This is a genomic window from Thiobacillus thiophilus, from assembly GCF_055378705.1.
In genome coordinates this window covers 2,275,172-2,298,825 of record NZ_AP042404.1, presented here as the reverse complement: position 1 = coordinate 2,298,825, position 23,654 = coordinate 2,275,172, and the positions used below count along the sequence as shown (strand labels likewise).

Here is a 23,654-nt window from a genome sequence, read left to right as displayed (position 1 = left end):
AATTCGGCGCGCCCCGGGCAAGCGCGCCGGGCCATCAGGTATGCTTTAGGCAGGATAAATTATTCTAGTATTAAACTCACTTCCCGCGCGCCGCTTACGGGCCTATTCAACATGGAGGTGCATTGATGCGGCATACAAAAAAATCAGCCCATCTGAGAACGCCCGCTTTGCTGTGCCTGCTGGTCCTCGCCACGACCACGCGGGCGGAAACGCTGAATTTCAATCAGGCCGTGCAGCGCGCGCTGGCGCAAAACCCGGACATCATCGTCGCCGGTACGCAAATCGAACAGGCGGAGGCTGCGGTCAGGCAAAGCACTGGCGCGCGGATGCCGAAAGTCACCGCCTCGCTCAATGCCACCCGCACCGATGATGCGCTCAATGCCTTCGGTCTCAAGCTGTCGCAGCGCAACGCCAACTTCAATGATTTTGGCGCGGGTGAGTTCAATCCTGCCAATCCAGATGTGCTCAGTGTCGCGCCATACACCCTCAATTACCCCGACGCGGTCAATAACTTTAACGCCCGCCTGGAGGCACAACTGCCGCTCTACACCGGCGGCATGATCGAAGGCTACATCGAGCAGGCCCGGGCTCATTTGCGGGCCGCGCGCCAGGGCGACGTACTGGCGCGTCAACAGGTGATCTTCGATGTGCTGCGCGCTTACGAAGGCGTGTATACCGCGCGCGCCTACCGGGATGTCGCCGAGCAGGGACGTCTGGCTGCCGAAAACCACGTCAAAACCATCAACAGCCTGTTCAAGGGCGGCGTGGTGGTGAAGAGCGATCTGCTGTCCGCCCAGGTGCACCTGGAGGACGTCAAGGTACAGCAGACCCAGGCCGAGAATGCCGTGCAACAGGCGCTAGACCAGCTCCACCTGTTGCTGGGCATGCCGCTGGCGGTACCGCTTGAAGTGGCCGGCAGCGTGGAGGTGCGTCCGCTGGAAGGCAAGCTGGCCGATTATCTGGACGCGGCGCTCAAGTCCAATCCCGGCCTCGCCGCTTTGCGCAACCAGGTGGACGCGGCGCAGGCCGCCGTGAAGGTGGCGCGCGCCGACAAATACCCGAAAGCCGGCCTGCTGGCCCGCTTCGACACCAACGACAACAATCTGGGCTTCGACGCCCATTCCTACACCGTGGGCGGCCAGCTATCGTGGCAGCTGTTCGACGGTGGCGTCGTCAACGGGGCGATTCACCGTGCCGAGGCCAGTCGCGATGAACTCGCCGCCCGACTGAACAAGGCCGAAAACGGTATCGCCTACCAGGTGAAGGATGCATGGCGGCGCGCCGACGAAGCGCAGCGTCGAGTCCTGGCGCGCGAACTGGCGGTCAGCCAGGCTGGGGAAGCACAGCGCATCGTGGAAAAACGCTACGCCGGTGGCGTCACGACCATCACCGAACTGCTGGCCACGCAGGCCCAGTTGGACAAGACCCGGGCAGACCTGGTGGCGGCCCATTATGAACTCAAGGTGCAGCGTGCCAACGCCCGCTTGGCGACAGGCCGTTTGCAGCCGGACCTACAGTGAGCAATCCGAAATGAATCCAATGGCGAATCTCAAACTTCTGCGTATGGCCCTGCTTGGCCTGGCTACTAGCGTGACATACGGCTGCGGCGATCATGAATCCCCCGACACGCAGGCCAGCGCGGTCAACCGTACCCTGTCGGCCGATATCCAGACGGTCCGGCAGGCACCGCTGAGCCTGCGTGTGGAAACACCCGGCATGGTGGTTTCTGAGGACCAGGTCCAGGTAGCCTCGCGACTGATGGGGTATATCCGCGAAATCAAGGTCGAGGAGGGACAAACGGTCAAGGCCGGTCAATTGCTGTTCGCGATCGATCCCACCGATATCCAGGGACAGATGAGCCAGGCCCGCGCTGGCCTCGCGCAGGCGGAAGCCGCACTGGCCGACGCCAAACTCGACCATGAACGCTTTGGTACCCTGTACAAGGATGAAGCCATCCCGAAGATGCAGTGGGACAAGGTCCGACTGCAATATCAGGTTGCCCAGCAGCAGGTTGCGTCCGCCCGCGCCGGATTTGACCTCGCGTCCAGTCAGATGCGTTATGCCTCGGTGGTGGCGCCGATCGACGGCGTCGTCACGCAAAAAATGGCCAATGCCGGCGACCTTGCCGCACCCGGCCGGCCCGTGCTGGTCATCGAAGGCCTGAAGAAACTCCAGGTACGCACCCAGGTGAGCAGCGATGTGTACGCCCGCATCAAGACCGGCGAGAAAGTCCGCATCGTGCAGGATGGCGAGACGACGCAGGCACCGATCGAAGGCCGGATCGCCCAGGTGGTGCCGGCGGCCGATCCGGCCAGCCACTCTCATCTGGTGAAAATCGACCTGCCGGCGGGCAGCGGTCTGTCGAGCGGAAGTTTTGTACGGGTGGGTTTCGCCGTCGGCAGCCGCGATGGCATCCGCGTGCCGGCCTCGGCCGTGGCCGAGCGCGCCGGCATCACCGGCGTCTTCGTGGTCGACGCCCAGGGCATCGCACGCTACCGCATGGTACGCACCGGCGCGACCGAGCAGGACATGGTGGAGATCCAGTCCGGCCTCAACGCGGGCGACAGGGTGGTCGTCTCCCAGGTCGCGCAACTGGAAAACGGCGACAAGGTGAGCGGGGCTTCCCATGACTGAGCGTTCCGCCCCGCTCAACATCGCCGGCAAGCTGGCCGGCATTTTCATCGAATCCAAGATCACCGCCATGGTCATGCTGGCAGTGACGCTGGCCGGCATGATGGCGCTGTTCGTCACCCCGCGCGAATACAACCCGCAGATCGTAGTGCCGGCGGCCAACATCATCGTCGCCAAGCCGGGCGCCTCGGCTGAGGAAATCCAGAACTTGGTGGTCAAGCCGCTGGAAGCCATCATGAACGCGCAATCCGGCGTCGAGCATACATTCGGCTATGCCGCCCCGGATTACGGTCTGGTGACCGTGCAATTCAAGGTGGGGGAAGACCAGGAGCGCAGCCTGGTCAAGCTCTACAACCAGTTGATGCAGAATCTCGACCGCATGCCGCCGGGCGCCATGCAGCCCGTAGTCAAGCCGGTCAACGTGGACGACGTGCCGATCATGACCCTGACGCTGTCATCCGCGACGCTTGACGATCTGCAGACCCGCCAGGTGGCAACCCGCGTTCTTGAGCACCTGCGTAATGTACCGGGGGTATCATTCACTCAGCTCATCGGTGGCTCACAGCGTGCGGTCAATGTCTGGATTTCGCCTGCCAAACTGGCGGCGGCGGGTATCGCGCTCGACCAGGTCGACAAGATGCTGCAGGGGCAGAACGTCTCCGTCCCGGCCGGCAGCCTGGTGGGCAACAACACGGTTTCGCCTCTGCGGGTGCAGGGCTTCCTCGGTAGCGCCCGCGAAATCGGAGATATCGTCATCGGCGCGCCCAACGGACGGCCGGTGTTCCTGAAGGACGTGGCCACCATCGTGGATGGCCCCGAGGAGGCGGATCAGAGCACCCGCTTTGCCTATGGCCCCGCGGCCGGCAAGGACGCCGCGCGCGGCGAGGCGCCGGCTGTCACGCTGGCCATCGCCAAGAAAGCCGGCACCAACGCGGTGGTGGTGGCGGATGCCGTACTGAAGAAGCTCGATCAGCTCAAGCGTCAGGCCATTCCCGCCGACATCACGGTGGCCGTCACCCGCGACGACGGCGCGCGCGCCGACGACGCCGTCAACACGCTGGTCGAGCACCTCGGCATCGCGATTGGTTCGATCGTGGTGATCATGGTGCTTTTCCTCGGCTGGCGCGAAGCCGGCATCGTGACCCTGACGGTCCCGCTGATCCTGTTCATGGTGCTGACGATCGGTCTGTTCGCCGGCCAGACCATCAATCGCATCACGCTGTTCGCGCTGATTCTTTCACTGGGCCTGCTGGTGGACGCCGCCATCGTGGTGGTGGAGAACATTCACCGCCATCTGCATCATGGTATCGGCGACCGCGATTTCAAGGACGTGGTCATCCAGGCCACCAACGAAATCGGCAATCCCACCAATATCGCCACCATCGCGGTCATCCTGGCCTTCATCCCGATGGCCTTCGTCACCGGCATGATGGGGCCCTTCATGCTGCCCATCCCGTTCAACGTGCCGGTGGCGATGATCGCCTCGCTGTTGATCGCCTACATGGTGGTACCGTGGGCGACCAATCTGTGGCTCAGGAAAAAAGCCGCGCGGAGCGAACTCGCCCGCAAGGCAAGCCTGGAGGACGCCGGCGCGCGCAAGACCGATCGGCTGCATCGCGCTTACGTCAAAACCATCACGCCTTTCATCGAGCATCGCGGCAAACGTAATCTGATGTTCCTGGCGGTACTGGCCCTGCTGGTGCTAGCCATGCTGATGCCGGCCTGGCAGTTCATCCGACCGTCGGGCATGAACGGGCCACTGTCGGCACTGGGAGTGGAACTGAAAATGCTGCCCAACGACAACACCAACACCTTTCTGGTGGAAATCGGCACCCCGGCCGGCACCACGCTGGAAGAAACCGACCGCGCTGCGCGTGCGGTCGGCGAAGTGCTGGCGCAGAACCGTTTCGTCACCGATTACCAGACCTTCCTCGGGATGACCGCGCCCATCGACTTCGCCGCCCTGGTACGCGGCGACCTCATCAAGCGCGGCGACAATCTGGCGCAGATCCGGGTCAATCTGATCGACAAACATCAACGCTCGACCTCGTCGCACCAGATCGTGCAGGCGTTCAACGACAGCCTCCAACCATTGCGCCAAACCTTCCCGCAGGCCCGCATCAAGCTCTACGAAACGCCCCCCGGCCCCCCGGTGCAGGCACAGGTGCTGGCCGAACTGTATGGCCCCGACTACGACAAACTGCGCAGCGCCTCACCCGAGGTGCGTCGCGCATTCGAATCCGTCTACGGCATGATCAATACCGACGACTCGGTCACCGCCACCATTCAATCCTTCTCGGTGCAGGTGGATCACGAAAAAGCGGCTTTATCAGGGATTGTCGCCGGCCAGGTGGGCAAGCTCCTGCGCGATTATGTGTCGGGACTGTCGATCGGATCGGTCCATGTGGACTCCGCGCGCGACCCCATCAACATCGTCGTGCGCCTGCCGCGCGCGGACCGCCAGTCGCCTGAATCGCTGATGGCCATTCGCCTGACGAACACGATGGGCCAACAGATCCCTTTGAGCGCGATCGCCAGTGTGAAGCGCGTACCGTTCGGCAAACCCATCTACGACCGCGACCAGCACCCCATGGTCATGGTGGGAGGCGAAATGATCACATCGAGTCCGGTCTATGCCGTGCTGGCACTGGACAAGATGCTGGACGGCACCCTGCTGGCCAACGGCGTGCGCTTCAGGACGGGTAACCTGGGCTTCACCCAGGCGACCGCGGACAACGTCACCGACTACCATCTGCTATGGGGCGGCGAAATGCGCCTGACCCTGGACGTATTCCGCGATCTCGGCTCGGCCTTCATCATCGCCCTGGTGTTCATCTATCTGCTGCTGGTGGGCTACTACAAGTCCTTCATCATGCCGATGATCGTGATGGGCGCCATTCCGCTGACCCTGATAGGCGTTTTCCCCGGCCACTGGGCCACCCACCAGGCGTTCACCGCCACGTCGATGATCGGCGTCATCGCGCTCGCCGGCATCGTGGTACGCAACTCGTTGCTGCTGATCGACTTCATCGTCGATTACCGCGCCCGGGGCTACGGTCTCCAGGAAGCGGTGATCGAAGCCGGCGCGGTGCGGCTGCGGCCGATCCTGCTGACCGCGCTCGCCATCATCCTGGGCTCGGCGATCATGATCACCGACCCGGTGTTTGGCGGGCTGGCGGTATCGCTGATCTTCGGCACCTTCGCCTCCACGGCACTCACCCTGATCGTCATTCCGCTGCTGTACTACATCTGGCAAAAGCGCAGCGCAGCGCCGGCTTGATAAAAAGCGGAACGCCCTTATCATCCGCTCTTCATTTTAAGGAATTGCTCATGACTGTAGAACGCCTTGTCCGCATCATTGCCGGTTTTTTCATCATGCTGTCGCTGGCGCTGGCCCACTTTTCCGGCAGCGCCGACATGACCCAGCTGTCGTGGCTGTGGTTCACCGCCTTCGTCGGTTTCAACCTGTTCCAGTCCGGCTTCACCCGTTTCTGCCCGCTGGACATCATGCTGAAAAAGGTCGGCATCAAGCCGGGCTGCGGCCTGTAAGCGGGAATATTCATGGACATGCAATTTCTGCAGGACAACTGGATGCTGCTGGCGCTGGCGATGTTTTCGGGCGCCATGCTAGCCTGGTCCTTCATCGGCGGCAGACTCTCCGGCGTGGAGCAGGCCGATACCCTGAAAGCCACCCGGCTCTATAACGACGACGCCCTGGTGCTCGACGTGCGCGAGGACAAGGAATTTGCCGCCGGCCATATCCCCAAGGCGAAGCACATTCCGCTCGGCCAGCTGGGCGGCCGCATCAAGGAGCTCGACAAATTCAAGGGCAAGCCGGTCCTGATCACCTGCCGCAGCGGCCAACGCTCGGCAAGCGCTTGCCGCATGCTGAAAAAAGCCGGTTTCGAAACCGTTTACAACCAGGCGGGCGGCATCATCGCGTGGGAACGCGCCAACCTGCCCGTCACCCAGAAATAAGGAGCCCTTCCATGGCCAAAGTCGTGATGTACTGCACCGCAGTCTGCCCCTATTGCGTCGCTGCCGAGCGCCTGCTCAAAAGCCGCGGCGTGACCGAAATCGAAAAAATCCGCATCGACCTCGATCCGGCGAAACATGATGAAATGATCGCCCGCTCCAGCGGCCGCCGCAGCGTGCCGCAGGTGTTCATCGGCGACACCCATGTCGGCGGTTTCGACGATACCTCGGCGCTGGATGCCGCCGGCGAACTAATGCCGCTGCTGGCCCGCGCTTGATTTTCCGGCGCGCGGCCCCAGCTTGAAGCGAAGATCGTTTGCCTCGAGGAATCTCCGATGGAACTCGCCTGCCCCCACTGCCTTGCCGTCAACCGCGTGCCGGACGAACGGCTGGTCGATGCGCCCAAGTGCGGAAAATGCGGCGCGCCGTTGCTGCCCGGCAAGCCGGTCGACCTCAGCGCCGACAGCTTCGACCGCTTTATTGCCAAGGCTGGCCTGCCGGTGCTGGTCGACTTCTGGGCCGACTGGTGCGGCCCCTGCAAGATGATGGCACCGATTTTCCAGCAGGTGGCGGCCGAGATGGGCGCCCGCGTGCGCTTTGCCAAGGTCGATACCGAAGCGCACCCGCAGGTGTCGATGCGCCATCACATCAAGGGCATCCCCAGCCTGATCCTGTTCAAGGGCGGCGCTGAAGCGGCGCGCACCTCGGGCGCGATGGAAGCGCATGCGCTCAAGCGCTGGCTGGCGTCACAGGGCATTCACTAAGCCCAGTGTAAAATACCCACCGACCCCGGAGCGCAAGCTCCGATTTTCTTGTTCAGGAAACCATCATGACCGACGCGCAACAACCCGTATTCAATATCGAAAAACTCTTCGTCAAGGACCTGTCGCTGGAAGTGCCCAACGCCCCCGACATTTACCTGGAACGCCAGGCGCCGCAGATCGATGTCAACATGTCGACCGAAAGCCGCGCGATGGGCGAGGACATGTACTACACCGGCATCACCGTCACCGTTACCGCCAAGATCGGCGACAAGACCATGTTCCTGGTCGAATGCACCCAGGGCGGCGTCTTCCGCATCCAGAACGTGCCGCAGGACCAGATTCCGATGGTGCTCGGCATCGGCTGTCCCAACATTGTCTTCCCGTATCTGCGCGAGGCGGTGTCCGACGTAGTGATCCGCGCCGGCTTCCCGCCGCTGTTGCTGAACCCGGTCAACTTCGAAGCGCTATTTCTGCAGCAACAGCAGGCGCAGCAGGAACAGGCCGCACCCGAGCACACGCATTGATAGCGGACGCATCGAGATTGCGGCAGCGCAGCTTGCCGAACATGGCCGGCTTTTTACTCGCGGCCGGCCTACTGCTCACGCTGGCGCACCCCGCCTGGGCGCTGGAATACCGCAGCACCGGGCGCGCTGCCCTGTTGTACGACGCGCCCTCGATAGCCGCCGGCAAGGTCGCCATCGCGGGCAGCGGCCTGCCGCTTGAAGTCGTCGTCGACACCGATGCCTGGGTCAAGGTGCGCGACCCTGACGGCCGCCTGGCCTGGATCGAGAAATCCGCCCTCGGCGGCATAAAAACCGTCATGGTCAAGGCCGACGCCAGCATCGTCCGGCAACAGCCGCGCGCCGACGCCGAGGTCGTGTTCAGTGCCGAACGCGGCCTCCTGCTCGAGGTTGCCGGCGCAGCCGATCCCTACGGCTGGCTGCCGGTGAGGCATGCCGACGGCCTGTCCGGCTGGCTGCCTGCAAACGAGGTATGGGGACGATGAAACTATCGGTACTGGGCGCCGGCGCCTGGGGCACCGCACTGGCGGCCAGCTGGGCGCCCCATCATGAGGTCACCCTATGGGGACGCAACACGGCCGAGCTCGATGCCATGCGCGCGAGCCGTGTCAACACCCGCTACCTGCCCGGCTGCCCGCTACCCGATGCCCTGCAGTTCAAACCGGACTTCAACACCGTTGTCGATACGGCCGATCTCATCGTCATTGCCGTTCCCACGGGCGGCCTGCGCGCCACCCTGGTCGCGCTGGCCGCCCGCCCCCGACTGCCGCCGCTGGTCTGGGTGTGCAAAGGCTTCGAGCATGACAGCCGCAAACTGCCGCATCAGATCATTGCCGAACTGCTGCCCTCACGCACCCAGACGGCTGCGCTGTCCGGCCCCAGCTTTGCCCAGGAAGTGGCGCAGGGCTATCCCACCGCGCTCACCCTCGCCTCGCACGACAGCGAACTGGCGCAGCACCTCGCCGAGGCGCTGTCCGCCCAGCGCCTGCGCATCTACGCGCACGACGATGTCATCGGGGTCGAGCTGGGCGGCGCGCTGAAGAACGTCATGGCCATTGCCGCCGGCATCTGCGACGGTCTCAAGCTCGGCCACAACGCCCGCGCCGCGCTCATCACCCGGGGGCTGGCCGAAATGACCCGTCTCGGCGTCGAACTCGGCGGCCGCTTCGAAACCTTCATGGGCCTGTCCGGCCTCGGCGACCTCATCCTCACCACCACCGGCGACCTCTCGCGCAACCGCCAGGTCGGCCTGCGGCTGGCGCGCGGCCAGACGCTCGACACCATTCTTGCCGAACTCGGCCACGTCGCCGAAGGCGTCTCCACCGCACCCGAAGTCGCCGCACTCGCCCGCGACCTGGGCGTCGACATGCCGATCACCCGCAAAGTCTGCCAGATGCTGTTCGAAGGCCTGCCCGCCGCCGAGGCGGTCGACGACCTGCTGAACCGGGATATCAAGACCGAGTTCTGAGGCAGGAGCGAGGGGGGTGCCGTTCAGTACGCTGGACAGGCCGGCAGGGACAGACAGGTTCCAGCGCCTGGCCCAGGCAGGCTTTCCATCTCCTTCAGGGTATGCGGGAAATCGGTGTTTTCAGGCCCGATACGCGTGGCGCAACGCGCTAAATTCCCGTGCTTGGCCTATGCACTGGCGGGTAGCGGCATAGGCTGGGGGTCGGGTTGACGGTGGCGGCAAGGACGGAATATACTTAAAGGCCAGTGCCGCGTTGTTCGTCGCGCCCTCGGCCATCGCTGCACACCCATCAATCACCTGCACCATAAACAAAAAAGTAGTTCTTGCGGACTGCGCCAGGCTGCTGCCGTATGGGGCAGCGCGGCCTTACTGCCTTGTTTTTCGAGCTGATGTCCGGCTCCGCCGCGACGCCTCGCAGAGAAATCAGCTCACTTCATACCGCTGCCGCATGCCTCGAAGGCAGAGGCCGGAACAATGGCTCACGGGTACGCGCAACGGCACCTGACCCCTTCGCTGTCGGCATCCACGTCGGCAAGTTTCCCATTCGACAGGAGAATCCCCACACATGCTGCTTGCAACCGATCTAGACGGCACTTTTCTCGCCGGCAACGCCGAAACCCGCCAGCGCCTTTACCAACTCATCACCGACAACCCCGAGATCAAGCTCGCCTTCGTCACCGGACGCGGGCTCGAGAACGTGATCCCGCTGCTCTCGGATCCGACTATTCCGGTGCCCGACTACATTATCTGCGACGTCGGCGGAACAGTCGTCGAGGGCGCCACGCGGCAACCGGTGCAGCCGCTGCAGGCGGAGATCGACGCCCGCTGGCCGGGTGAGCGAACGGTGGTCGACGCAATGGTGCAGTTCGATCGGCTGGAGCGCCAGGATGTCCCGCAGCAACGGCGCTGCTCCTATTTCTGCAGCGCCGCCGACGTGCGCCATTCGCTCGCCGGCATCGAGGCGACCGCGGCCGAGCTCGGCTGCGAGGTGCTCTATTCGGCCGAGCGCTATCTGGACATCCTGCCGCGCGGCGTCAACAAAGGCAGCACGCTCAAGGCGCTGGTCGGGCATCTGGGCCTTCACCCCGACGAGGTGGTCGTCGCCGGCGACACGCTCAACGATCTGGCGATGTACGAGCATGACTTCATCGGGGTGTGTGTCGGCGAATCCGAGCCCGCTCTGCTCGAGGCCACCGCCAAGCGCGCTCGCGCCAAGCGGGCTCGCGTGCTGCATTCGCGCCACCCCGGTTGCGGCGGCATCCTCGAGGCGCTCGAGCATTTCAACTTTCTCGACCACAAGGACGTCGACGCCGGACCGCGTGCGACGGAAACCCCGGGCAAGTCCGATCTGGTAATGGTCTATCACCGCCTGCCCTACGAGGAGAGCGTCGAGGACGGCCACCTCGTACGCCGTCGCCCCGCCTCACCCAACGGCATCATCCCGACCCTGCTCAGCTTCTTCGGCGACGGCAAGAAGGGCTCCTGGATCGCATGGGCGATTCAGGACCCGAAAAAGGCAGCAGGCTTCGTGACCCACACCGAAGTCGACGCCAAGAAATACCCCCGGCTGGTGGCCGCACGCGTGCCGCTCGCCAAGAACGACGTCGACATCTTCTACAAGCGTTTTTCCAAAGAGGCCTTCTGGCCCACCCTGCACACCTTCTGGGAACGAGCCCGTTTCCGCGAGGAGGACTGGCAGGTGTTCCTCAAGGTAAACCGCCTCTTCGCCGAGCGCACTGCGGCCGAGGCCGCCGAAGGCGCGGTGGTGTGGCTGCACGACTACAACCTGTGGATGGTGCCGGCCTACCTGCGCGAGCTGCGTCCCGACGTGAAGATCGCCTTCTTCCACCACACCTATTTTCCCTCGGCCGACGTTTTCAATGTGCTGCCGTGGCGCCGCGACATCGTCGGCAGCCTGCTGCAGTGCGACTATATCGGCTTTCATATCCCGCGCCAGGTCGAAAATTTCGTCGACGTCGCGCGCGGCGTTGCACCGCTCAAAGTGCTCGAAACACGCGCCTGTGCGCCGCGCTACCTCACTTACGGCTGTGCCGTCGGGCTGGACGAGGTGACCACCGCGATCGAGGTGCATGGCCGACGCATCGGCCTGGGCGCGCATCCGGTTGGGCTCGACGTCGACCGCGTGCGCCAGGTGCTCGACGACCCGGATACGACCGGGCGGATAGCGGCGCTGCGCAAGGAGTTCGCGGATACGCGGGTCATCCTGTCGGTCGAACGGCTCGACTACACCAAGGGCACACTCGAGAAACTGGTGGCCTTCGAGAAGCTGCTCGAGACCCATCCGGAGTTGCATGGCACGGTCTCGCTGATCAACGTGTGCGTGCCGGCCGCGAAGGAGATGACGATCTACCGCACCCTGCAGAACCAGATCGAGCAGGCGGTCGGGCGCATCAACGGGCGCTTCTCAAGGGCCGGCTGGACCCCGCTGCAGTTCTTCTTCCGGGCGATTCCGTTCGAAGAGCTGGTCGCCTATTACGCGGTGGCCGACGTGATGTGGATCACCCCGCTGCGCGACGGCCTCAACCTGGTCGCCAAGGAATTCGTCGCGGTCCAGGGACTGACCAACGGCAGCGGCGTACTGGTGCTTTCGGAATTCGCCGGGGCCGCAGCCGAACTGCATGGCGCGGTACTCACCAATCCGCACGATCCGCACGACCTGGTCGAGAAGTGCGTCTACGCGCTGGAGATGAGCCCGGTCGAGGCCGAGGCACGCCTGCGCGGGCTGTTCGACGTCGTCCAGCACAACGACGTCCATCGCTGGGGGCAGGATTTCCTCGAAGCGGTCAAGGAAAGTTGCGCAGCACCCAGCGAAGCGCCGCAACCCTCGCTCGTCCAGGCGCGGTAACGGTCGCCGGCAACCCGACGAGGCCTGAAAATAAACGGCGGCCACTTAACGCCATGACGCGAACCGTCCTATCATTACGCCGATGAATGATTTTCAGGCTACACAAGATCGCAGCTGGCTGTTCGTTTTCATCGCCTGGCTGGTCGCCAGCGTATCGACGCTGGGCGCCCTGTTTCTCGGCGAGATCATGGGCTATACGCCCTGCGTCCTGTGCTGGTACCAGCGGATCGGCATGTTTCCGCTGGTACTGATCCTGGCGGCGGGACTGTTTCCATTCGACCGCGGCGTCGTGCGCTACGCGCTGCCGCTGGCGCTGGCCGGCTGGCTGCTGGCAGTTTTTCATTGGGCGGTGGCCAGCGGCCTGGTGCCGGAGCGCGCCACGCCATGCAGCCAGGGAGTGCCGTGCTCGGTGGAACAGATCGGCTGGTTCGGCTTCCTCACGCTTCCGCTGCTGTCCGTCCTGGCGTTTTCCGCCATCATCGCGCTGCTGCTTATGACCCACTTCAAGGCATCAAAATGAAAAAAACGCTGTTTATCTCTGCCGCCGTGATCCTGCTGCTGGCTTTTGTCGGAGGCGCCATTTTCTTCGGTGCTGAAAAAGCCGAACAGGCCGGGCAACGGGTCGATAAAAACCAGTCGGTGCTGGTGCGCGAACACTCGCCGACGCTCGGGCACGCCGACGCACGGGTGGAGATTGTCGAGTTCATCGACCCGGCATGCGGGACCTGCCGGCACTTCTATCCCTTGGTCAAGGAGATGCTGGCCGCCCACCCGGACCGGATTCGCCTGGTGCTGCGCTACGCCCCGTTCCACCAGAACGCCGACTATGTGGTGGCGCTGGTCGAGGCGGCCGGAAAACAGGGCAAGTACTGGGAAACCCTGGAAACCCTGCTGGCTGCGCAGGACGACTGGGTGATGAATCACGCCGTACAGCCGGAACAGGTCTGGCGGCACGTCGAAGGACTCGGCCTGGACCTGGCGCAGCTGCGGAGCGACATGGATGCGCCGGAAATTGCCAGGTTGATCGCGCAGGACCTGGAAGACGCGAATACCCTGAAAGTCACCCAGACACCGGAATTTTTTGTCAACGGCAAGCCGCTGCCGAGCTTCGGCTACGAGCCCCTGAAAAAGCTGGTGGACGAGACGCTGGCAAGCGAATATCGCTAGCAGGGGGGCAGCGCGTTGCGGAAATCTTCGCGCAGGCACCATTCGGTCATGTAGTCCACCCACACTGCCCCAGCCGTGCCTGCTGCCGGCTCGTGTCGTCCTCTCATACAGCAACACGTAGGCGCGCTCGAGCAGGAGGTCGCTCAGCGCTTGCAGCCATTCGAGTCCACTCATTTATCCGCCTCCCGCAAAATTGTTTTGGCGCCAGGCCTCGAATGTGACGACGCTGACGGCGTTGGACAGGTTCATGCTGCGCGAACCGGGCAGCATCGGCAAGCGCAGACGGTGATCCGCGTCGAATTGTGCCAGCACTTCGGCTGGCAGGCCGCGCGATTCGGGGCCGAACAGCAGTACGTCGTCGGCCTGAAAACGCACCGCGGCGTAGTTGCGGCTGCCCTTGGTGGTGAGCGCAAACCAGCGCCGGCCAGGCAGCGCCGCTCGCACCGACGCCCAGTCCTTATGCACGACCACACAGGCCATGTCGTGGTAATCCAGCCCGGCGCGCGCCACCTGCTTGTCGGAAAGATCGAATCCCAGCGGCTCGACCAAATGCAGACGGCAGCCGGTATTGGCCGCCAGGCGGATGAGGTTGCCGGTGTTGGGTGGAATCTCGGGCTGATATAAAACGATGTCAAACATCCGGCTTGGCCTAAAATAAAAACATTCCTCGAATCCGCCTATTCCATGGTCCCTTACCTCACCACCGCACTCACCGGCCCGCTACTGGAACTGGAAAAGCGCCTGCTCGACGCCCAGCCGATGATCGAGCACTGGTTTCGCCAGCAATGGAAGGAACAGTCGGCGCCGTTCTACACCTCGGTGGATATCCGCAATGCGGGCTTCAAGCTGGCGCCGGTCGACACCAATCTGTTCCCTGGCGGCTTCAACAACCTCAACCCGGCCTTCATGTCGCTATCGATCCACGCGGCGATGGGCGCAGTGGAAAAAATCTGCCCCTACGCCCAACGCTTATTGCTCATCCCCGAGAGCCACACCCGCAACACCTTCTATCTGCAGAACGTCGCGGTGCTCGCCCATATCCTGCGCCAGACCGGCCTGATCGTGCGCATCGGCACGCTGATTCCCGAGATCACCGGGCCGACCACGCTGGAGCTGCCCGCCGGCGGACGTCTCACGCTGGAGCCGCTGGTGCGCAAGGGGGACCGCATCGGACTGGAAGGCTTCGACCCCTGCGCGGTGCTGCTCAACAACGACCTGTCGGCCGGCGTACCGGACATCCTCAAGGGGATCGAGCAGAATATCATGCCGCCGCTGCACGCCGGCTGGGCGACGCGCCGTAAGTCGCACCACTTTTCCGCCTATCAGCATGTTGCCGACGAATTCGCACAACTGATCGGCATCGACCCCTGGCTGATCGACCCCTACTTCAACCACTGCGGCAAAATCGACTTCCAGGCGCGCCAGGGCGAAGTCTGCCTGGCCGAAAAAGTCGGCGAAATGCTGGAAAAGATCCGCATCAAATACGCCGAATACGGTATCGACCAGCCGCCCTTCGTCATCGTCAAGGCCGACGCCGGCACCTACGGCATGGGTATCATGACGGTGAAGTCGGCCGATGACGTGCGCGAGCTCAACCGCAAGCAGCGCAACAAGATGGCAGTCGGCAAGGAAGGGGTCGCGGTCAGCGAGGTGCTGATCCAGGAAGGCGTCTACACTTTCGAGAGCATCAACGGCGCGGTTGCCGAGCCGGTGGTCTACATGCTCGACAACTTCGTTGTCGGTGGCTTTTACCGCGTGCACACCGGACGCGGATCGGACGAAAATCTCAACAGCCCCGGTATGCACTTCGTGCCGTTGGCGTTCGACGACACCTGTGTGATGCCTGACCGCAGCGCCAATCCAGACGCCAGTCCCAACCGCTTCTATGCCTATGGTGTGATCGCGCGACTGGCGATGCTGGCGGCCTCGATCGAGCTCGACGAAACGCTCCACGAGATCGAAAACGCGGCCGCCGCATGAAGCTGCTGTTCATCCTCGATCCGCTGGTGAGTCTCAAGCCGCACAAGGACAGCTCGGTGGCGATGATGCGCGCGGCGGTGGCGCGCGGCCATGCCGTTTACGCTGCCGAGGCGTGCCGGTTGCAGGTGAGTGGCGGCATCGCCCGGGCCGCTTGCGATGCGCTCGACGTACGCACCGACAACGACTGGGTGCGGGTCAGCCGCACCGACGTTCGGGTGCTGAAGGATTTTGACGCCGTGCTGATGCGCACTGATCCGCCGGTGAATACCGACTACCTGCTCGCCACCCAGCTTCTGGGCATCGCAGAAGCCAACGGCGCACGGGTGCTGAACCGCCCTGCCGCCTTGCGCGACTTCAATGAGAAGCTGGCGATCCTCAACTTTCCAGCTTTCGTCGCACCCACCCTGATTACGGCCGCTACAACGGAGATTGGCAGCTTCCTTGCCGCGCACGGCGACATCATCGTCAAGCCGCTCACCGAAATGGGGGGCAGCGGCATTTTCCGCCTGACGCTTGCCGACCCCAACCGTAACGCCATCCTGGAAACACTGACGCGGCGCGGCCGCCGCGCCATCATGGCTCAGCGCTATCTGCCGGCGATCAGCGAAGGCGACAAGCGCATCCTGCTGATCGATGGTGAAATCGTGCCCTGGGCGCTGGCGCGCATTCCACAGGCCGGCGAGACGCGCGGCAATCTCGCCGCCGGCGGTACCGCGCGCGCGCAGCCTTTGAGCCCACGCGACCACCAGATCGCCGAGGCCATCGCGCCATGGGCGCGAGATCAGGGCATCTTCCTCGCCGGCCTCGACGTCATCGGCGACTGCCTCACCGAAATCAACGTCACCAGCCCCACCGGCTTTCAGGAAATCACGGCGCAGACCGGGCACGACGTGGCAGCACAATTCATCGCCGCAGTCGAGCGAGCCTGTCCAGCCCCGGTTCGCGCATGAGATCGACGCGACACGGCCTGTGGTTGCTGCTGCTATGGGCACTGTTTGCGTGCAGTCCACCGCCCTTGCACCAGCAACAAGCCTATGTCTTCGGCACCCTGGTCGATGTCAGCATTTGCGGCGCACCGGAGCCGCAGGCCCAGCAGGCAGCCGCGGCGGTACTGGCGCGCTTCGACGCACTGCATCGCATGCTGCATGCCTGGCAACCGAGCGAACTGTCGCGGCTCAACGCCGCGCTGGCGCGGGGCGAACGCACCACCGTCACGCCCGAACTCGCGGCGATGCTGCGCGATGCGCAAACGCACTCGATTCAGTCCGACGATCTTTTCAATCCGGCCATCGGTGGGCTGATTGCGCTATGGGGCTTTCATTCCGACGCCCCGCAGGCGCGGGTGCCGGATGCCGCCGCGATCTCGACGTGGGTCGGCAGGCGGCCCCGCATGGCTGACCTGCATATCGAAAACAATACCGTCTGGAGCAGCAACCCGGCGGTGCAGCTCGATCTCGGCGGCTACGCCAAGGGACGCGCGCTCGACGACGCGGCGGCCATCCTGAAATCGCACGGGATCGAGAACGCGCTGGTAAACATCGGCGGCAACGTGATCGCGCTGGGTGCGCATGGCGACCGCCCGTGGCGCGTGGGCATCCAGCACCCACGCCAATCGGGGACGCTGGCGACACTGGACTTGAACGACGGCGAGGCGGTCGGCACCTCCGGGGACTACCAGCGCTATTTCGAGGTAAACGGGCGCCGCTACAGCCATCTGATCGATCCCCGCACCGGCTTTCCGACAACCGGCATGCAGTCGTTGACGGTCCTGGTAGCGGGCGAACAGGCGGGAACGCGCTCGGACGCGCTGTCGAAACCGCTGTTCATCGACGGCGCGGAGCGGCTGCCAGGCAACGCGTCGCGTCTGGGCGTTGCCTACTATCTGGCGGTGGATTCCGCCGGCCGGATACATGTATCCCCTGCGATGAAGGCCCGGCTTCGTTAACCGGTCGGGGCATTGCCTTCGCCCTCTCCCCGCTTGAGCGAGGGTCGGGATAGCCAGCGACTTGCCCGCAGCGTATGCGCGTTAGAATGCCAGTTTTGATCTGGCATCCCCTCAATGATAGGTATCCTCATCGTCGCCCACGGATCGCTCGCCGACAGTCTGGTCGAATGCGCAACCCATGTTCTGGGGCAGCGTCCGCGTAGCCTGGCCACGCTCGATTTCATCGGCCACGCTGATCCGGACGAGCGCCAGAAGACCTTGCAGGCCCGGCTTGCCGAGCTGGACCAAGGCGACGGCATTCTTGTGCTGACCGATCTGTATGGCGCCACCCCCAGCAATACACTGTGTCGCATGCTCGAACCCGCGCACATCGAAGGCGTTTCCGGCGTCAATCTGCCGATGCTGCTGAAGGCGCTGAACTATCGCGAGACACTAGCACTGCCGCAGCTCATCGAGCGCATCGTCCAGGGCGGGCGCAACAGCATCAACCATATTTCCGAGACCATGTGCAATGCAGCAACGGGACGTTGAAATCGTCAACAAACTGGGGCTGCACGCGCGCCCGTCGGCCAGGCTGACCCAGTTGGCATCCGGCTTCAAGAGCAATGTATTCATGTCGCGCAATGGTCGCCGCGTCAACGCCAAGAGCATCATGGGCGTAATGATGCTGGCCGCCGCCAAGGGCACCACCGTTACCCTGGAAACCGAAGGGGAGGACGAGGCGGAAGCGATGGACGTCCTGGCAAATCTGATCTCCAGCGGTTTCGGAGAGGAAATATCCTGAAAACCACAGTTGACCGCTCAAAACCTATGACATCCAACTTGAATATCAGGCTTCTGCCTTCGATCAGACCCAACATCGGGGCAAGTCCGCTACGCACCTGCTGGCACGCCTGGTCGCGCGCCTGCCTTTATCGCTCGTCGTTGCAGGCCCGGGCCTGCCGCCTCCTCGCTTCGCGACAGCCACGCACCCAGACGCACCATCGGGCGCGCCCAACTGTGGTTTCCAGGACATGAGCTTCTCCATGCACGGCATCGGCGTCTCCGGCGGTATCGCCATCGGCTATGCGCACCTTACCTCCAATGCACGGATCGAAGTGCCGCAGTACATGCTTGACCGCAAGTACATCAAGGAGGAACTGGCGCGCTTCGATGAAGCCATCCATGCCACCCGCGCCGAGCTCGAAACCCTGCGCCGCCACATCCCGGCCAACGCTCCGGCGGAACTGTCGGCGTTTCTCGACATGCACCTGATGTTCCTCGGCGATTCGATGATCGCCGAGGCGCCCAAGCGCCTGATCCACGAAACCCAGTGCAACGCCGAGTGGGCGCTGGCACAGCAGATGGAGGCGCTGGTCGCGCGCTTCGAGGAAATCGACGACCCTTACCTGAGGAGCCGCCAGGAGGACGTGGTGCAGGTGGTGCAGCGCGTGTTGAAGGCGCTGACCGGCCAGCCCAGCCATCTGCCGCTGGATGTCGACTTCGGCGTCGAGCGCATCCTGGTCGCGCACGAGTTGTCGCCCGCCGACATGGTCCTCTTCAAGAACGTCCATTTCGCCGCCTTCATCACCGACCTGGGCGGCGCCACCTCACACACCGCGATCCTGGCGCGCAGCATGGGAATGCCGTCAGTGATGGCGCTACACAATGCACGCGGCCTGATCCGCGACCACGACCTGCTGATTGTCGACGGCCGCGACGGCGTGGTGATCGTCAACCCGGACGAATCGGTGCTGGCCGAATACCGGCTGCGGCAGAACCAGTGGCGTATCGACACCGACAAGCTGAAACGCCTGAAAACCAGCAAGTCGGCCACGCTCGACGGCACCCCGATCGAGCTGATGGCAAACATCGAATTGCTCTCCGACGTCGATGCGGTGAAGGCCTCGGGGGCGCACGGCATCGGCCTGTTCCGCAGCGAATTCCTGTTCCTCAACCGCAGCGACCTGCCGAGCGAGGACGAGCAGTACGAATCCTACAAGGCGGTGGCCGAGGCACTGGACGGCAAGCCGGTCACCATCCGCACGCTGGATCTGGGCGCGGACAAGCGGGCGCCATGGGGTCACACCGTGGCCGACAACCCGGCGCTCGGCCTGCGCGCGATCCGGCTGTGCCTGGCCGAACCGGGGCTGTTCCAAACCCAGCTGCGCGCGATCCTGCGGGCGTCGGTCCATGGTCAGGTACGTATCCTCATCCCCATGCTGGTGAGTTTCATGGAATTGCGGCAGACGCTGCAACGCATCGACGAAGCCCGCGACTCCCTGCGCAAAGACGGCCTGAAATTCGACGAAGGCATCCCGGTAGGCGGCATGATCGAAGTGCCCGCCGCCGCGCTTTCGGCCGGGTTCTTTGCCGAGCAACTCGATTTTCTGTCGATCGGCACCAACGACCTGATCCAGTACACGCTGGCGATCGACCGCGCCGACGACAGCGTGGCGCACCTGTACGACCCGCTGCATCCGGCGGTGCTCAACCTGATCCAGTACACGCTGCGCGCCGGCGCCAAGGCCGGCAAGCCGGTCGCGGTATGTGGGGAAATGGCGGGCGATCCGCTGTTGACGCGGCTGCTGCTGGGACTGGGGCTGCGGACGTTCTCGATGCAACCGGCAAGCCTGTTGCAGGTCAAGCAGCAGGTCCTGAAGTCCAGTCTGGAAGCATTGGCGCCGATGGCGCAACGGCTGCTGAAAAACACCGACCCGGACAGGACGGCGCTGTTGTTGAACCGGCTAAACGGCTAGACGGCCAGCTGCGCGGCAATCCGTCCCAGTTCCAGCCTGTCGTTACGCAGTGCGCCGATCTCCTGCTTGATCTGCGCCATGCGATTGTGCAGCGTGCCCATGTTCTCCAGAATGTGCTGCAGACTGGCCAGCCGGGTGTCGAGATATTGCTTGTGCTCGCGGATGCGCGTCATGATGGGGTCGAGCGCGATGCGCAGCCAGCGCTCGGCTTCCACCCGCGCCAGGCTGAAAGCCTTGCGCGACTCTTCGGCCAGGCCGGCATAAAAGCGCCGGATCATGAAACGCTTCTCCAGCATCAAATTGGCCGGATCCTTACAGAAGGTTTCGGTCTCCCGCGTCAGCGCTTGCAGCCGGTTGCGGTAGGCGCCCAGATCGAGTCGCGGTACCTGCATTTTGGGCAGATTATGCTGGCGGTAAAACCGCGTATAGGCCTGATCCAGCGCGTCCAGGATATTGTCGGCCAGCTGGGTCGCGTGCTGTAGCCGCTCAACCATCTGCTCGCTCAGCTGGCGGATGCCGCCGGTCAGCCCGCGCGTCGTCAGACTGGACTCCATGATCTCACGTCCGGCCTTGCAAATGACGCTCAGGGTGTCATCCGACAAGTGCGACAGCAGGTGGTCGCCCTGCTTCTGCACCATTTTGCGGGTCACCCTGAACTGCTCGGCGGTGGCGTCGTAACTGTCTTTTTCCTGCTGCAGGGTGGCGCGCGTCTGTTCGATCAGCTCGCGATTCTTGCCTGACAGCCGGCTGAGCTGGATCAGTTCGTCGCTGCTGCGCTTGAGCCGTGCGGACATGTCCACCCGGCTTTCGTCGAGCAGCGACACCACCTCGCGGCTGACCGCATGGTAGAGCATGTCGCGCCGCGCCGGGATCACCTGGTGCGCCAGCAGGTATTCCAGCGACTCGATGCCGGAGCGCACGCGCAGGGCGACGTCGCCGCGAATGGTGGCCACCAGCGCTTTCTGCGCCGACACGGCGAACACCCGGCTGCGCGGCAGTTTCAGCACGCGCGCAGTTTCCTCGGCCTGGCGCTCGATGGTGGCCTGCACCTCGGTATCGCTCTTCAGCTCATCCCACAGCATGTCGATCTTGTTCAGCACCGCCACGTGGTAATTGGCGTGGCGATGCACATGCTTCTGCCAGATTTCCAGATCCGAGCGGGTCACCCCGGTATCGGTCGCCAGCAGATACATCACCGCATGCGCATTGGGGATGACCGACAGGGTGAGCTCGGGTTCGGCCCCCAGCGCGTTGAGCCCAGGGGTGTCCAGGATCGTCAACCCGGCCTGCAACAGCGGGTGCGGATAGTTGACCATGGCATAGCGCCAGGCCGGCACCTCCACCGTGCCATCGGCGCGCAGCTGGCGACGCTCGCCGGGATCTTCGCTGTCCCACAGCCCGAGCTCGATGGCATCCGCCGCCGCCATGGACTTGGTTTCGGTGAGTTTCTTCAGGCTTTCCTGCAGCTGGCGCGGATCGGTGGGGTCGAGCAGCACCCGACACCATTCGATCGACATGTGCTTGAGGCGCGCCAGCGATTCGCTGCGGCGACGTGTTTCGATCGGCAACAGGCACAGGCTGGGCGCCTCGTCTGCGCTGGCAAACAGCTCGGTCGGGCACATGGTGGTGCGGCCGGCGTCGGAAGGCAGCAGGCGCTGCCCGTGGTCGGCAAAAAACAGGGCATTGATGAGTTCGGTCTTGCCGCGCGAGAACTCGGCGACAAAGGCCACCACCAGCTTGTCCTGGCGCAGGCTCGACGCGGTGTCGGCCAGCCGCAGGGTGCGCTCGGCGTCGATGCCGTGCTGGCGGTCGAGCCAGTCGGCATAGTCGGTAATCGCGGTTGCCAGCCGCAGTCGTCGCTCGCTGAAGTCGGCGACTTCCTGTTCCAGGTGGACACTCATGTTTTGCTGTTCTTCCCGATATCGAGCCAGGGGGTTTCGACCCCGGATACCGCCACGGTTTTCTGCCGCGAGGTGTCGCCGCGAACCAGGCGGACCGCGGACTTCACCACGCCCAGTTGCGCCGCCAGCCAGGCCAGCAGATGCGCATTCGCCTTGTTATCGACCGCGGGTGCGGCAATCTTTAATTTCAGCCGGCCACCATGCTCGCCCACCGCAGCAGTGACTTTCGCCCCCGGCTGCACATGAAGTTCGAGCAGCCAGCCGGCGCCGTCACGGCGCGCCCAGACAGGGGGGGCCCTGTTCACGCTCAGAGGGAAGCAAGCAGCGCCCGCTCCAGCGCCAGCAGGGGCACCATCAGCACCAGCTGGCACAGGATGAACAGCACCAGCGGCGTCAGATCGACATTGGCGATCATGGGGACGATGCGCCGCAGCGGATGCAGGAAGGGTTCGGTCAAGGCATACACCACCGGCATCAGCGGCGTATTGGAATTGACCCACGACAGCACCGCGCGCACCAGGGTCAGGCCGATGACCAGGTAAACCGCCAGGCTCAACAGCTTCACCGCCGCCAGACCCAGCATCACCGGCCACACCCTGCCACCCGCCAGCCCGAACGGAAAGCCATCCAGCCAGTAGCCGGCCGTCACCACCGCCAGCTCGACCAGCCAGGCGAGCACCAGGCACGCCCAGTCGAGGCCCAGCAGGCCCGGCACCACCCGGCGCAGCGGCTTCACCGCAAAGTCGGTGAGGGTGACAATGAACTGGGCGAAAGAATTGCGAAACGGCACCCGGAACAGTTGCATCATGAAGCGCAGCAGCACCGCGATCACGAACAGGTTGCCCAGCGTCTGGATGAGGAACTTCAGCGCCCCTGCGATCATGCCAATCGCCCCAGCTCGTCGCCGAGTTCGGCGCTGCGGCGGCTGGCCGCCTCCACCGCCTGGCCGATGGCGAGCCTGACTGCGGCGGATTCCAGCGCGGCAATGCCACGTTCGGTGGTGCCGCCCTTGGACGTGACCCGCTGACGCAGCATGGCCGGTTCCTCGCCCGACTCCAGCGCCAGCTTGGCCGCGCCAAAGAAAGTCTGCAGCGCCAGCTGGCGCGCGATGGCGGACGACAGGCCCTGCGCCACCGCCGCGGCTTCCAGCGATTCGAGGAAATAAAACACATAGGCCGGGCCGCTGCCCGACACTGCGGTAACCGCGTCCAGCTGGGGCTCGTCCTCTACCCACACCACGCCGCCGACGGCGCGCAACACCGTCTCGGCCTGCGAGCGCGCGTCCTGGCCGACGTCAAGGGGCGCAAACAGCCCGGCAATCCCGGCCTGTACCAGCGCCGGGGTGTTGGGCATGGCACGCACGATCCGCGTGTGCCCGCCCAACCAGCGCGCAAGGTCGGCCACCCGCACCCCGGCGGCAATCGACACCACCAGATGGCCGGCAAGACGCGGCGCCAGCGCGGCCGCCACCTCGGGCAGGCTTTGCGGCTTCACCGCCAGCACGATCAGGCCATGCAGCCGCGCCTGCGACAGATCCGTATGCGTCACCACGCCAAAGCGCGCAGCCAGTTGCCCGCGTGCGTCGGCATTGATTTCCACCACCTCGATATCGGTGGGCGGGGTGCCGCTGGCAATCAGGCCGCCGATGATGGCGGCCGCCATGTTGCCGCCGCCGATGAAGCTCACTTTATGCATGTT

24 protein-coding genes are annotated in these 23,654 nt (G+C 64.1%); 19 read left to right on the top strand and 5 right to left on the bottom strand.

Annotated elements, in window-relative coordinates; translation table 11 throughout:
* Positions 1 to 125: 125 nt before the first annotated feature.
* The 13 genes from ACZ41T_RS11285 to ACZ41T_RS11225 all read left to right on the top strand — a co-directional run bounded on the left by ACZ41T_RS11285 (position 126) and on the right by ACZ41T_RS11225 (position 13,392).
* Positions 126 to 1,520: a TolC family protein gene (locus tag ACZ41T_RS11285; protein WP_464921492.1), complete on the top strand. Its 1,395-nt coding sequence runs from the start codon at positions 126 to 128 to the stop codon at positions 1,518 to 1,520.
* Between the two features lie 19 nt (positions 1,521 to 1,539).
* Positions 1,540 to 2,634, top strand: coding sequence for an efflux RND transporter periplasmic adaptor subunit (locus tag ACZ41T_RS11280; protein WP_464921491.1), 1,095 nt, complete (start codon positions 1,540 to 1,542; stop codon positions 2,632 to 2,634).
* Positions 2,627 to 5,911 (top strand): efflux RND transporter permease subunit, encoded by a 3,285-nt coding sequence (locus ACZ41T_RS11275; RefSeq protein ID WP_464921490.1) that lies wholly within the window; start codon positions 2,627 to 2,629, stop codon positions 5,909 to 5,911. The genes ACZ41T_RS11280 and ACZ41T_RS11275 overlap by 8 nt, the downstream gene beginning before the upstream one ends.
* 50 nt (positions 5,912 to 5,961) lie before the next feature.
* Positions 5,962 to 6,180 (top strand): YgaP family membrane protein, encoded by a 219-nt coding sequence (locus ACZ41T_RS11270; protein WP_464921489.1) that lies wholly within the window; start codon positions 5,962 to 5,964, stop codon positions 6,178 to 6,180.
* Between the two features lie 12 nt (positions 6,181 to 6,192).
* Positions 6,193 to 6,609, top strand: coding sequence for a rhodanese-like domain-containing protein (locus ACZ41T_RS11265; protein WP_464921488.1), 417 nt, complete (start codon positions 6,193 to 6,195; stop codon positions 6,607 to 6,609).
* Positions 6,610 to 6,620: 11 nt separating this feature from the next.
* Positions 6,621 to 6,884 (top strand): glutaredoxin 3, encoded by a 264-nt coding sequence (gene grxC / locus ACZ41T_RS11260; RefSeq protein WP_464921487.1) that lies wholly within the window; start codon positions 6,621 to 6,623, stop codon positions 6,882 to 6,884.
* A gap of 57 nt (positions 6,885 to 6,941) precedes the next feature.
* A complete protein-coding gene (gene trxC, locus ACZ41T_RS11255) occupies positions 6,942 to 7,370 on the top strand; it encodes a thioredoxin TrxC (protein ID WP_464921486.1) in 429 nt (142 codons plus the stop codon).
* A 65-nt stretch (positions 7,371 to 7,435) separates the two neighbouring features.
* Positions 7,436 to 7,894, top strand: a complete 459-nt coding sequence (gene secB / locus ACZ41T_RS11250; RefSeq protein WP_464921485.1) for a protein-export chaperone SecB — start codon at positions 7,436 to 7,438, stop codon at positions 7,892 to 7,894.
* Between the two features lie 41 nt (positions 7,895 to 7,935).
* Positions 7,936 to 8,376, top strand: a complete 441-nt coding sequence (locus tag ACZ41T_RS11245; protein WP_464921484.1) for an SH3 domain-containing protein — start codon at positions 7,936 to 7,938, stop codon at positions 8,374 to 8,376.
* A complete protein-coding gene (locus ACZ41T_RS11240; RefSeq protein ID WP_464921483.1) occupies positions 8,373 to 9,359 on the top strand; it encodes an NAD(P)H-dependent glycerol-3-phosphate dehydrogenase in 987 nt (328 codons plus the stop codon). The genes ACZ41T_RS11245 and ACZ41T_RS11240 overlap by 4 nt, the downstream gene beginning before the upstream one ends.
* A gap of 565 nt (positions 9,360 to 9,924) precedes the next feature.
* The gene (ggpS, locus tag ACZ41T_RS11235; protein ID WP_464921482.1) at positions 9,925 to 12,225 is read left to right on the top strand and encodes a glucosylglycerol-phosphate synthase; all 2,301 of its coding nucleotides are present in this window, start codon (positions 9,925 to 9,927) and stop codon (positions 12,223 to 12,225) included.
* An 82-nt stretch (positions 12,226 to 12,307) separates the two neighbouring features.
* Positions 12,308 to 12,745: a disulfide bond formation protein B gene (locus ACZ41T_RS11230; protein WP_464921481.1), complete on the top strand. Its 438-nt coding sequence runs from the start codon at positions 12,308 to 12,310 to the stop codon at positions 12,743 to 12,745.
* Positions 12,742 to 13,392: a DsbA family protein gene (locus tag ACZ41T_RS11225; protein ID WP_464921480.1), complete on the top strand. Its 651-nt coding sequence runs from the start codon at positions 12,742 to 12,744 to the stop codon at positions 13,390 to 13,392. The genes ACZ41T_RS11230 and ACZ41T_RS11225 overlap by 4 nt, the downstream gene beginning before the upstream one ends.
* A 174-nt stretch (positions 13,393 to 13,566) precedes the next feature.
* On the opposite strand, the gene ACZ41T_RS11220 is transcribed toward ACZ41T_RS11225, so the two are convergent.
* Positions 13,567 to 14,031 carry a tRNA (cytidine(34)-2'-O)-methyltransferase gene (locus tag ACZ41T_RS11220; protein WP_464921479.1) on the bottom strand — a complete coding sequence of 155 codons (465 nt, stop codon included), beginning with the start codon at positions 14,029 to 14,031 and terminating at the stop codon, positions 13,567 to 13,569.
* A gap of 45 nt (positions 14,032 to 14,076) precedes the next feature.
* Between ACZ41T_RS11220 and gshA the strand changes: the two genes are divergently transcribed.
* The 6 genes from gshA (at position 14,077) to ptsP (ending at position 20,055) form a co-directional block, all read left to right on the top strand.
* A complete protein-coding gene (gene gshA / locus ACZ41T_RS11215) occupies positions 14,077 to 15,372 on the top strand; it encodes a glutamate--cysteine ligase (RefSeq protein WP_464921478.1) in 1,296 nt (431 codons plus the stop codon).
* Entirely contained in the window at positions 15,369 to 16,322 is a 954-nt protein-coding gene (gene gshB, locus ACZ41T_RS11210; RefSeq protein WP_464921477.1) for a glutathione synthase, read from the top strand. Before gshA ends, gshB begins: the two co-directional genes overlap by 4 nt.
* Positions 16,319 to 17,317 (top strand): FAD:protein FMN transferase, encoded by a 999-nt coding sequence (locus ACZ41T_RS11205; RefSeq protein WP_464921476.1) that lies wholly within the window; start codon positions 16,319 to 16,321, stop codon positions 17,315 to 17,317. The genes gshB and ACZ41T_RS11205 overlap by 4 nt, the downstream gene beginning before the upstream one ends.
* A 114-nt stretch (positions 17,318 to 17,431) precedes the next feature.
* Complete coding sequence (locus ACZ41T_RS11200; protein ID WP_464921475.1) at positions 17,432 to 17,848, top strand: PTS sugar transporter subunit IIA; 417 nt, start codon at positions 17,432 to 17,434, stop codon at positions 17,846 to 17,848.
* Positions 17,829 to 18,101 (top strand): HPr family phosphocarrier protein, encoded by a 273-nt coding sequence (locus ACZ41T_RS11195; protein WP_464921474.1) that lies wholly within the window; start codon positions 17,829 to 17,831, stop codon positions 18,099 to 18,101. The genes ACZ41T_RS11200 and ACZ41T_RS11195 overlap by 20 nt, the downstream gene beginning before the upstream one ends.
* A gap of 229 nt (positions 18,102 to 18,330) precedes the next feature.
* Positions 18,331 to 20,055, top strand: a complete 1,725-nt coding sequence (ptsP, locus tag ACZ41T_RS11190; protein ID WP_464921473.1) for a phosphoenolpyruvate--protein phosphotransferase — start codon at positions 18,331 to 18,333, stop codon at positions 20,053 to 20,055.
* Here the strand turns inward: ptsP and ACZ41T_RS11185 are convergent.
* The 4 genes from ACZ41T_RS11185 to proC are packed head-to-tail and all read right to left on the bottom strand — an operon-like array spanning position 20,052 to position 23,651.
* Entirely contained in the window at positions 20,052 to 21,956 is a 1,905-nt protein-coding gene (locus tag ACZ41T_RS11185) for a dynamin family protein (RefSeq protein ID WP_464921472.1), read from the bottom strand. The two genes, ptsP and ACZ41T_RS11185, sit on opposite strands and share 4 nt — an antisense overlap.
* Positions 21,953 to 22,261 carry a DUF167 domain-containing protein gene (locus ACZ41T_RS11180; RefSeq protein WP_464921471.1) on the bottom strand — a complete coding sequence of 103 codons (309 nt, stop codon included), beginning with the start codon at positions 22,259 to 22,261 and terminating at the stop codon, positions 21,953 to 21,955. The genes ACZ41T_RS11185 and ACZ41T_RS11180 overlap by 4 nt, the downstream gene beginning before the upstream one ends.
* 2 nt (positions 22,262 to 22,263) lie before the next feature.
* Positions 22,264 to 22,839, bottom strand: a complete 576-nt coding sequence (locus ACZ41T_RS11175) for a YggT family protein (protein ID WP_464921470.1) — start codon at positions 22,837 to 22,839, stop codon at positions 22,264 to 22,266.
* Positions 22,836 to 23,651 carry a pyrroline-5-carboxylate reductase gene (gene proC, locus ACZ41T_RS11170; RefSeq protein WP_464921469.1) on the bottom strand — a complete coding sequence of 272 codons (816 nt, stop codon included), beginning with the start codon at positions 23,649 to 23,651 and terminating at the stop codon, positions 22,836 to 22,838. The genes ACZ41T_RS11175 and proC overlap by 4 nt, the downstream gene beginning before the upstream one ends.
* Positions 23,652 to 23,654 lie beyond the last annotated feature (3 nt).

What these genes read in the sequence shown, in the direction of transcription:
- grxC (WP_464921487.1), top strand. Translation starts at nt 6,621, where the DNA reads ATGGCCAAAGTCGTGATGTACTGCACCGCAGTCTGCCCCTATTGCGTC.
- ACZ41T_RS11200 (WP_464921475.1), top strand. Translation starts at nt 17,432, where the DNA reads ATGATAGGTATCCTCATCGTCGCCCACGGATCGCTCGCCGACAGTCTG.
- ACZ41T_RS11225 (WP_464921480.1), top strand. Translation starts at nt 12,742, where the DNA reads ATGAAAAAAACGCTGTTTATCTCTGCCGCCGTGATCCTGCTGCTGGCT.
- gshB (WP_464921477.1), top strand. Translation starts at nt 15,369, where the DNA reads ATGAAGCTGCTGTTCATCCTCGATCCGCTGGTGAGTCTCAAGCCGCAC.
- ACZ41T_RS11220 (WP_464921479.1), bottom strand. Translation starts at nt 14,031, where the DNA reads ATGTTTGACATCGTTTTATATCAGCCCGAGATTCCACCCAACACCGGC.
- ACZ41T_RS11195 (WP_464921474.1), top strand. Translation starts at nt 17,829, where the DNA reads ATGCAGCAACGGGACGTTGAAATCGTCAACAAACTGGGGCTGCACGCG.
- ACZ41T_RS11245 (WP_464921484.1), top strand. Translation starts at nt 7,936, where the DNA reads ATGGCCGGCTTTTTACTCGCGGCCGGCCTACTGCTCACGCTGGCGCAC.
- ACZ41T_RS11275 (WP_464921490.1), top strand. Translation starts at nt 2,627, where the DNA reads ATGACTGAGCGTTCCGCCCCGCTCAACATCGCCGGCAAGCTGGCCGGC.
- ACZ41T_RS11205 (WP_464921476.1), top strand. Translation starts at nt 16,319, where the DNA reads ATGAGATCGACGCGACACGGCCTGTGGTTGCTGCTGCTATGGGCACTG.
- ACZ41T_RS11270 (WP_464921489.1), top strand. Translation starts at nt 5,962, where the DNA reads ATGACTGTAGAACGCCTTGTCCGCATCATTGCCGGTTTTTTCATCATG.
- ACZ41T_RS11230 (WP_464921481.1), top strand. Translation starts at nt 12,308, where the DNA reads ATGAATGATTTTCAGGCTACACAAGATCGCAGCTGGCTGTTCGTTTTC.
- ptsP (WP_464921473.1), top strand. Translation starts at nt 18,331, where the DNA reads ATGAGCTTCTCCATGCACGGCATCGGCGTCTCCGGCGGTATCGCCATC.
- ggpS (WP_464921482.1), top strand. Translation starts at nt 9,925, where the DNA reads ATGCTGCTTGCAACCGATCTAGACGGCACTTTTCTCGCCGGCAACGCC.
- ACZ41T_RS11175 (WP_464921470.1), bottom strand. Translation starts at nt 22,839, where the DNA reads ATGATCGCAGGGGCGCTGAAGTTCCTCATCCAGACGCTGGGCAACCTG.
- secB (WP_464921485.1), top strand. Translation starts at nt 7,436, where the DNA reads ATGACCGACGCGCAACAACCCGTATTCAATATCGAAAAACTCTTCGTC.
- gshA (WP_464921478.1), top strand. Translation starts at nt 14,077, where the DNA reads ATGGTCCCTTACCTCACCACCGCACTCACCGGCCCGCTACTGGAACTG.
- ACZ41T_RS11265 (WP_464921488.1), top strand. Translation starts at nt 6,193, where the DNA reads ATGGACATGCAATTTCTGCAGGACAACTGGATGCTGCTGGCGCTGGCG.
- proC (WP_464921469.1), bottom strand. Translation starts at nt 23,651, where the DNA reads ATGCATAAAGTGAGCTTCATCGGCGGCGGCAACATGGCGGCCGCCATC.
- ACZ41T_RS11240 (WP_464921483.1), top strand. Translation starts at nt 8,373, where the DNA reads ATGAAACTATCGGTACTGGGCGCCGGCGCCTGGGGCACCGCACTGGCG.
- ACZ41T_RS11185 (WP_464921472.1), bottom strand. Translation starts at nt 21,956, where the DNA reads ATGAGTGTCCACCTGGAACAGGAAGTCGCCGACTTCAGCGAGCGACGA.
- ACZ41T_RS11285 (WP_464921492.1), top strand. Translation starts at nt 126, where the DNA reads ATGCGGCATACAAAAAAATCAGCCCATCTGAGAACGCCCGCTTTGCTG.
- ACZ41T_RS11280 (WP_464921491.1), top strand. Translation starts at nt 1,540, where the DNA reads ATGGCGAATCTCAAACTTCTGCGTATGGCCCTGCTTGGCCTGGCTACT.
- trxC (WP_464921486.1), top strand. Translation starts at nt 6,942, where the DNA reads ATGGAACTCGCCTGCCCCCACTGCCTTGCCGTCAACCGCGTGCCGGAC.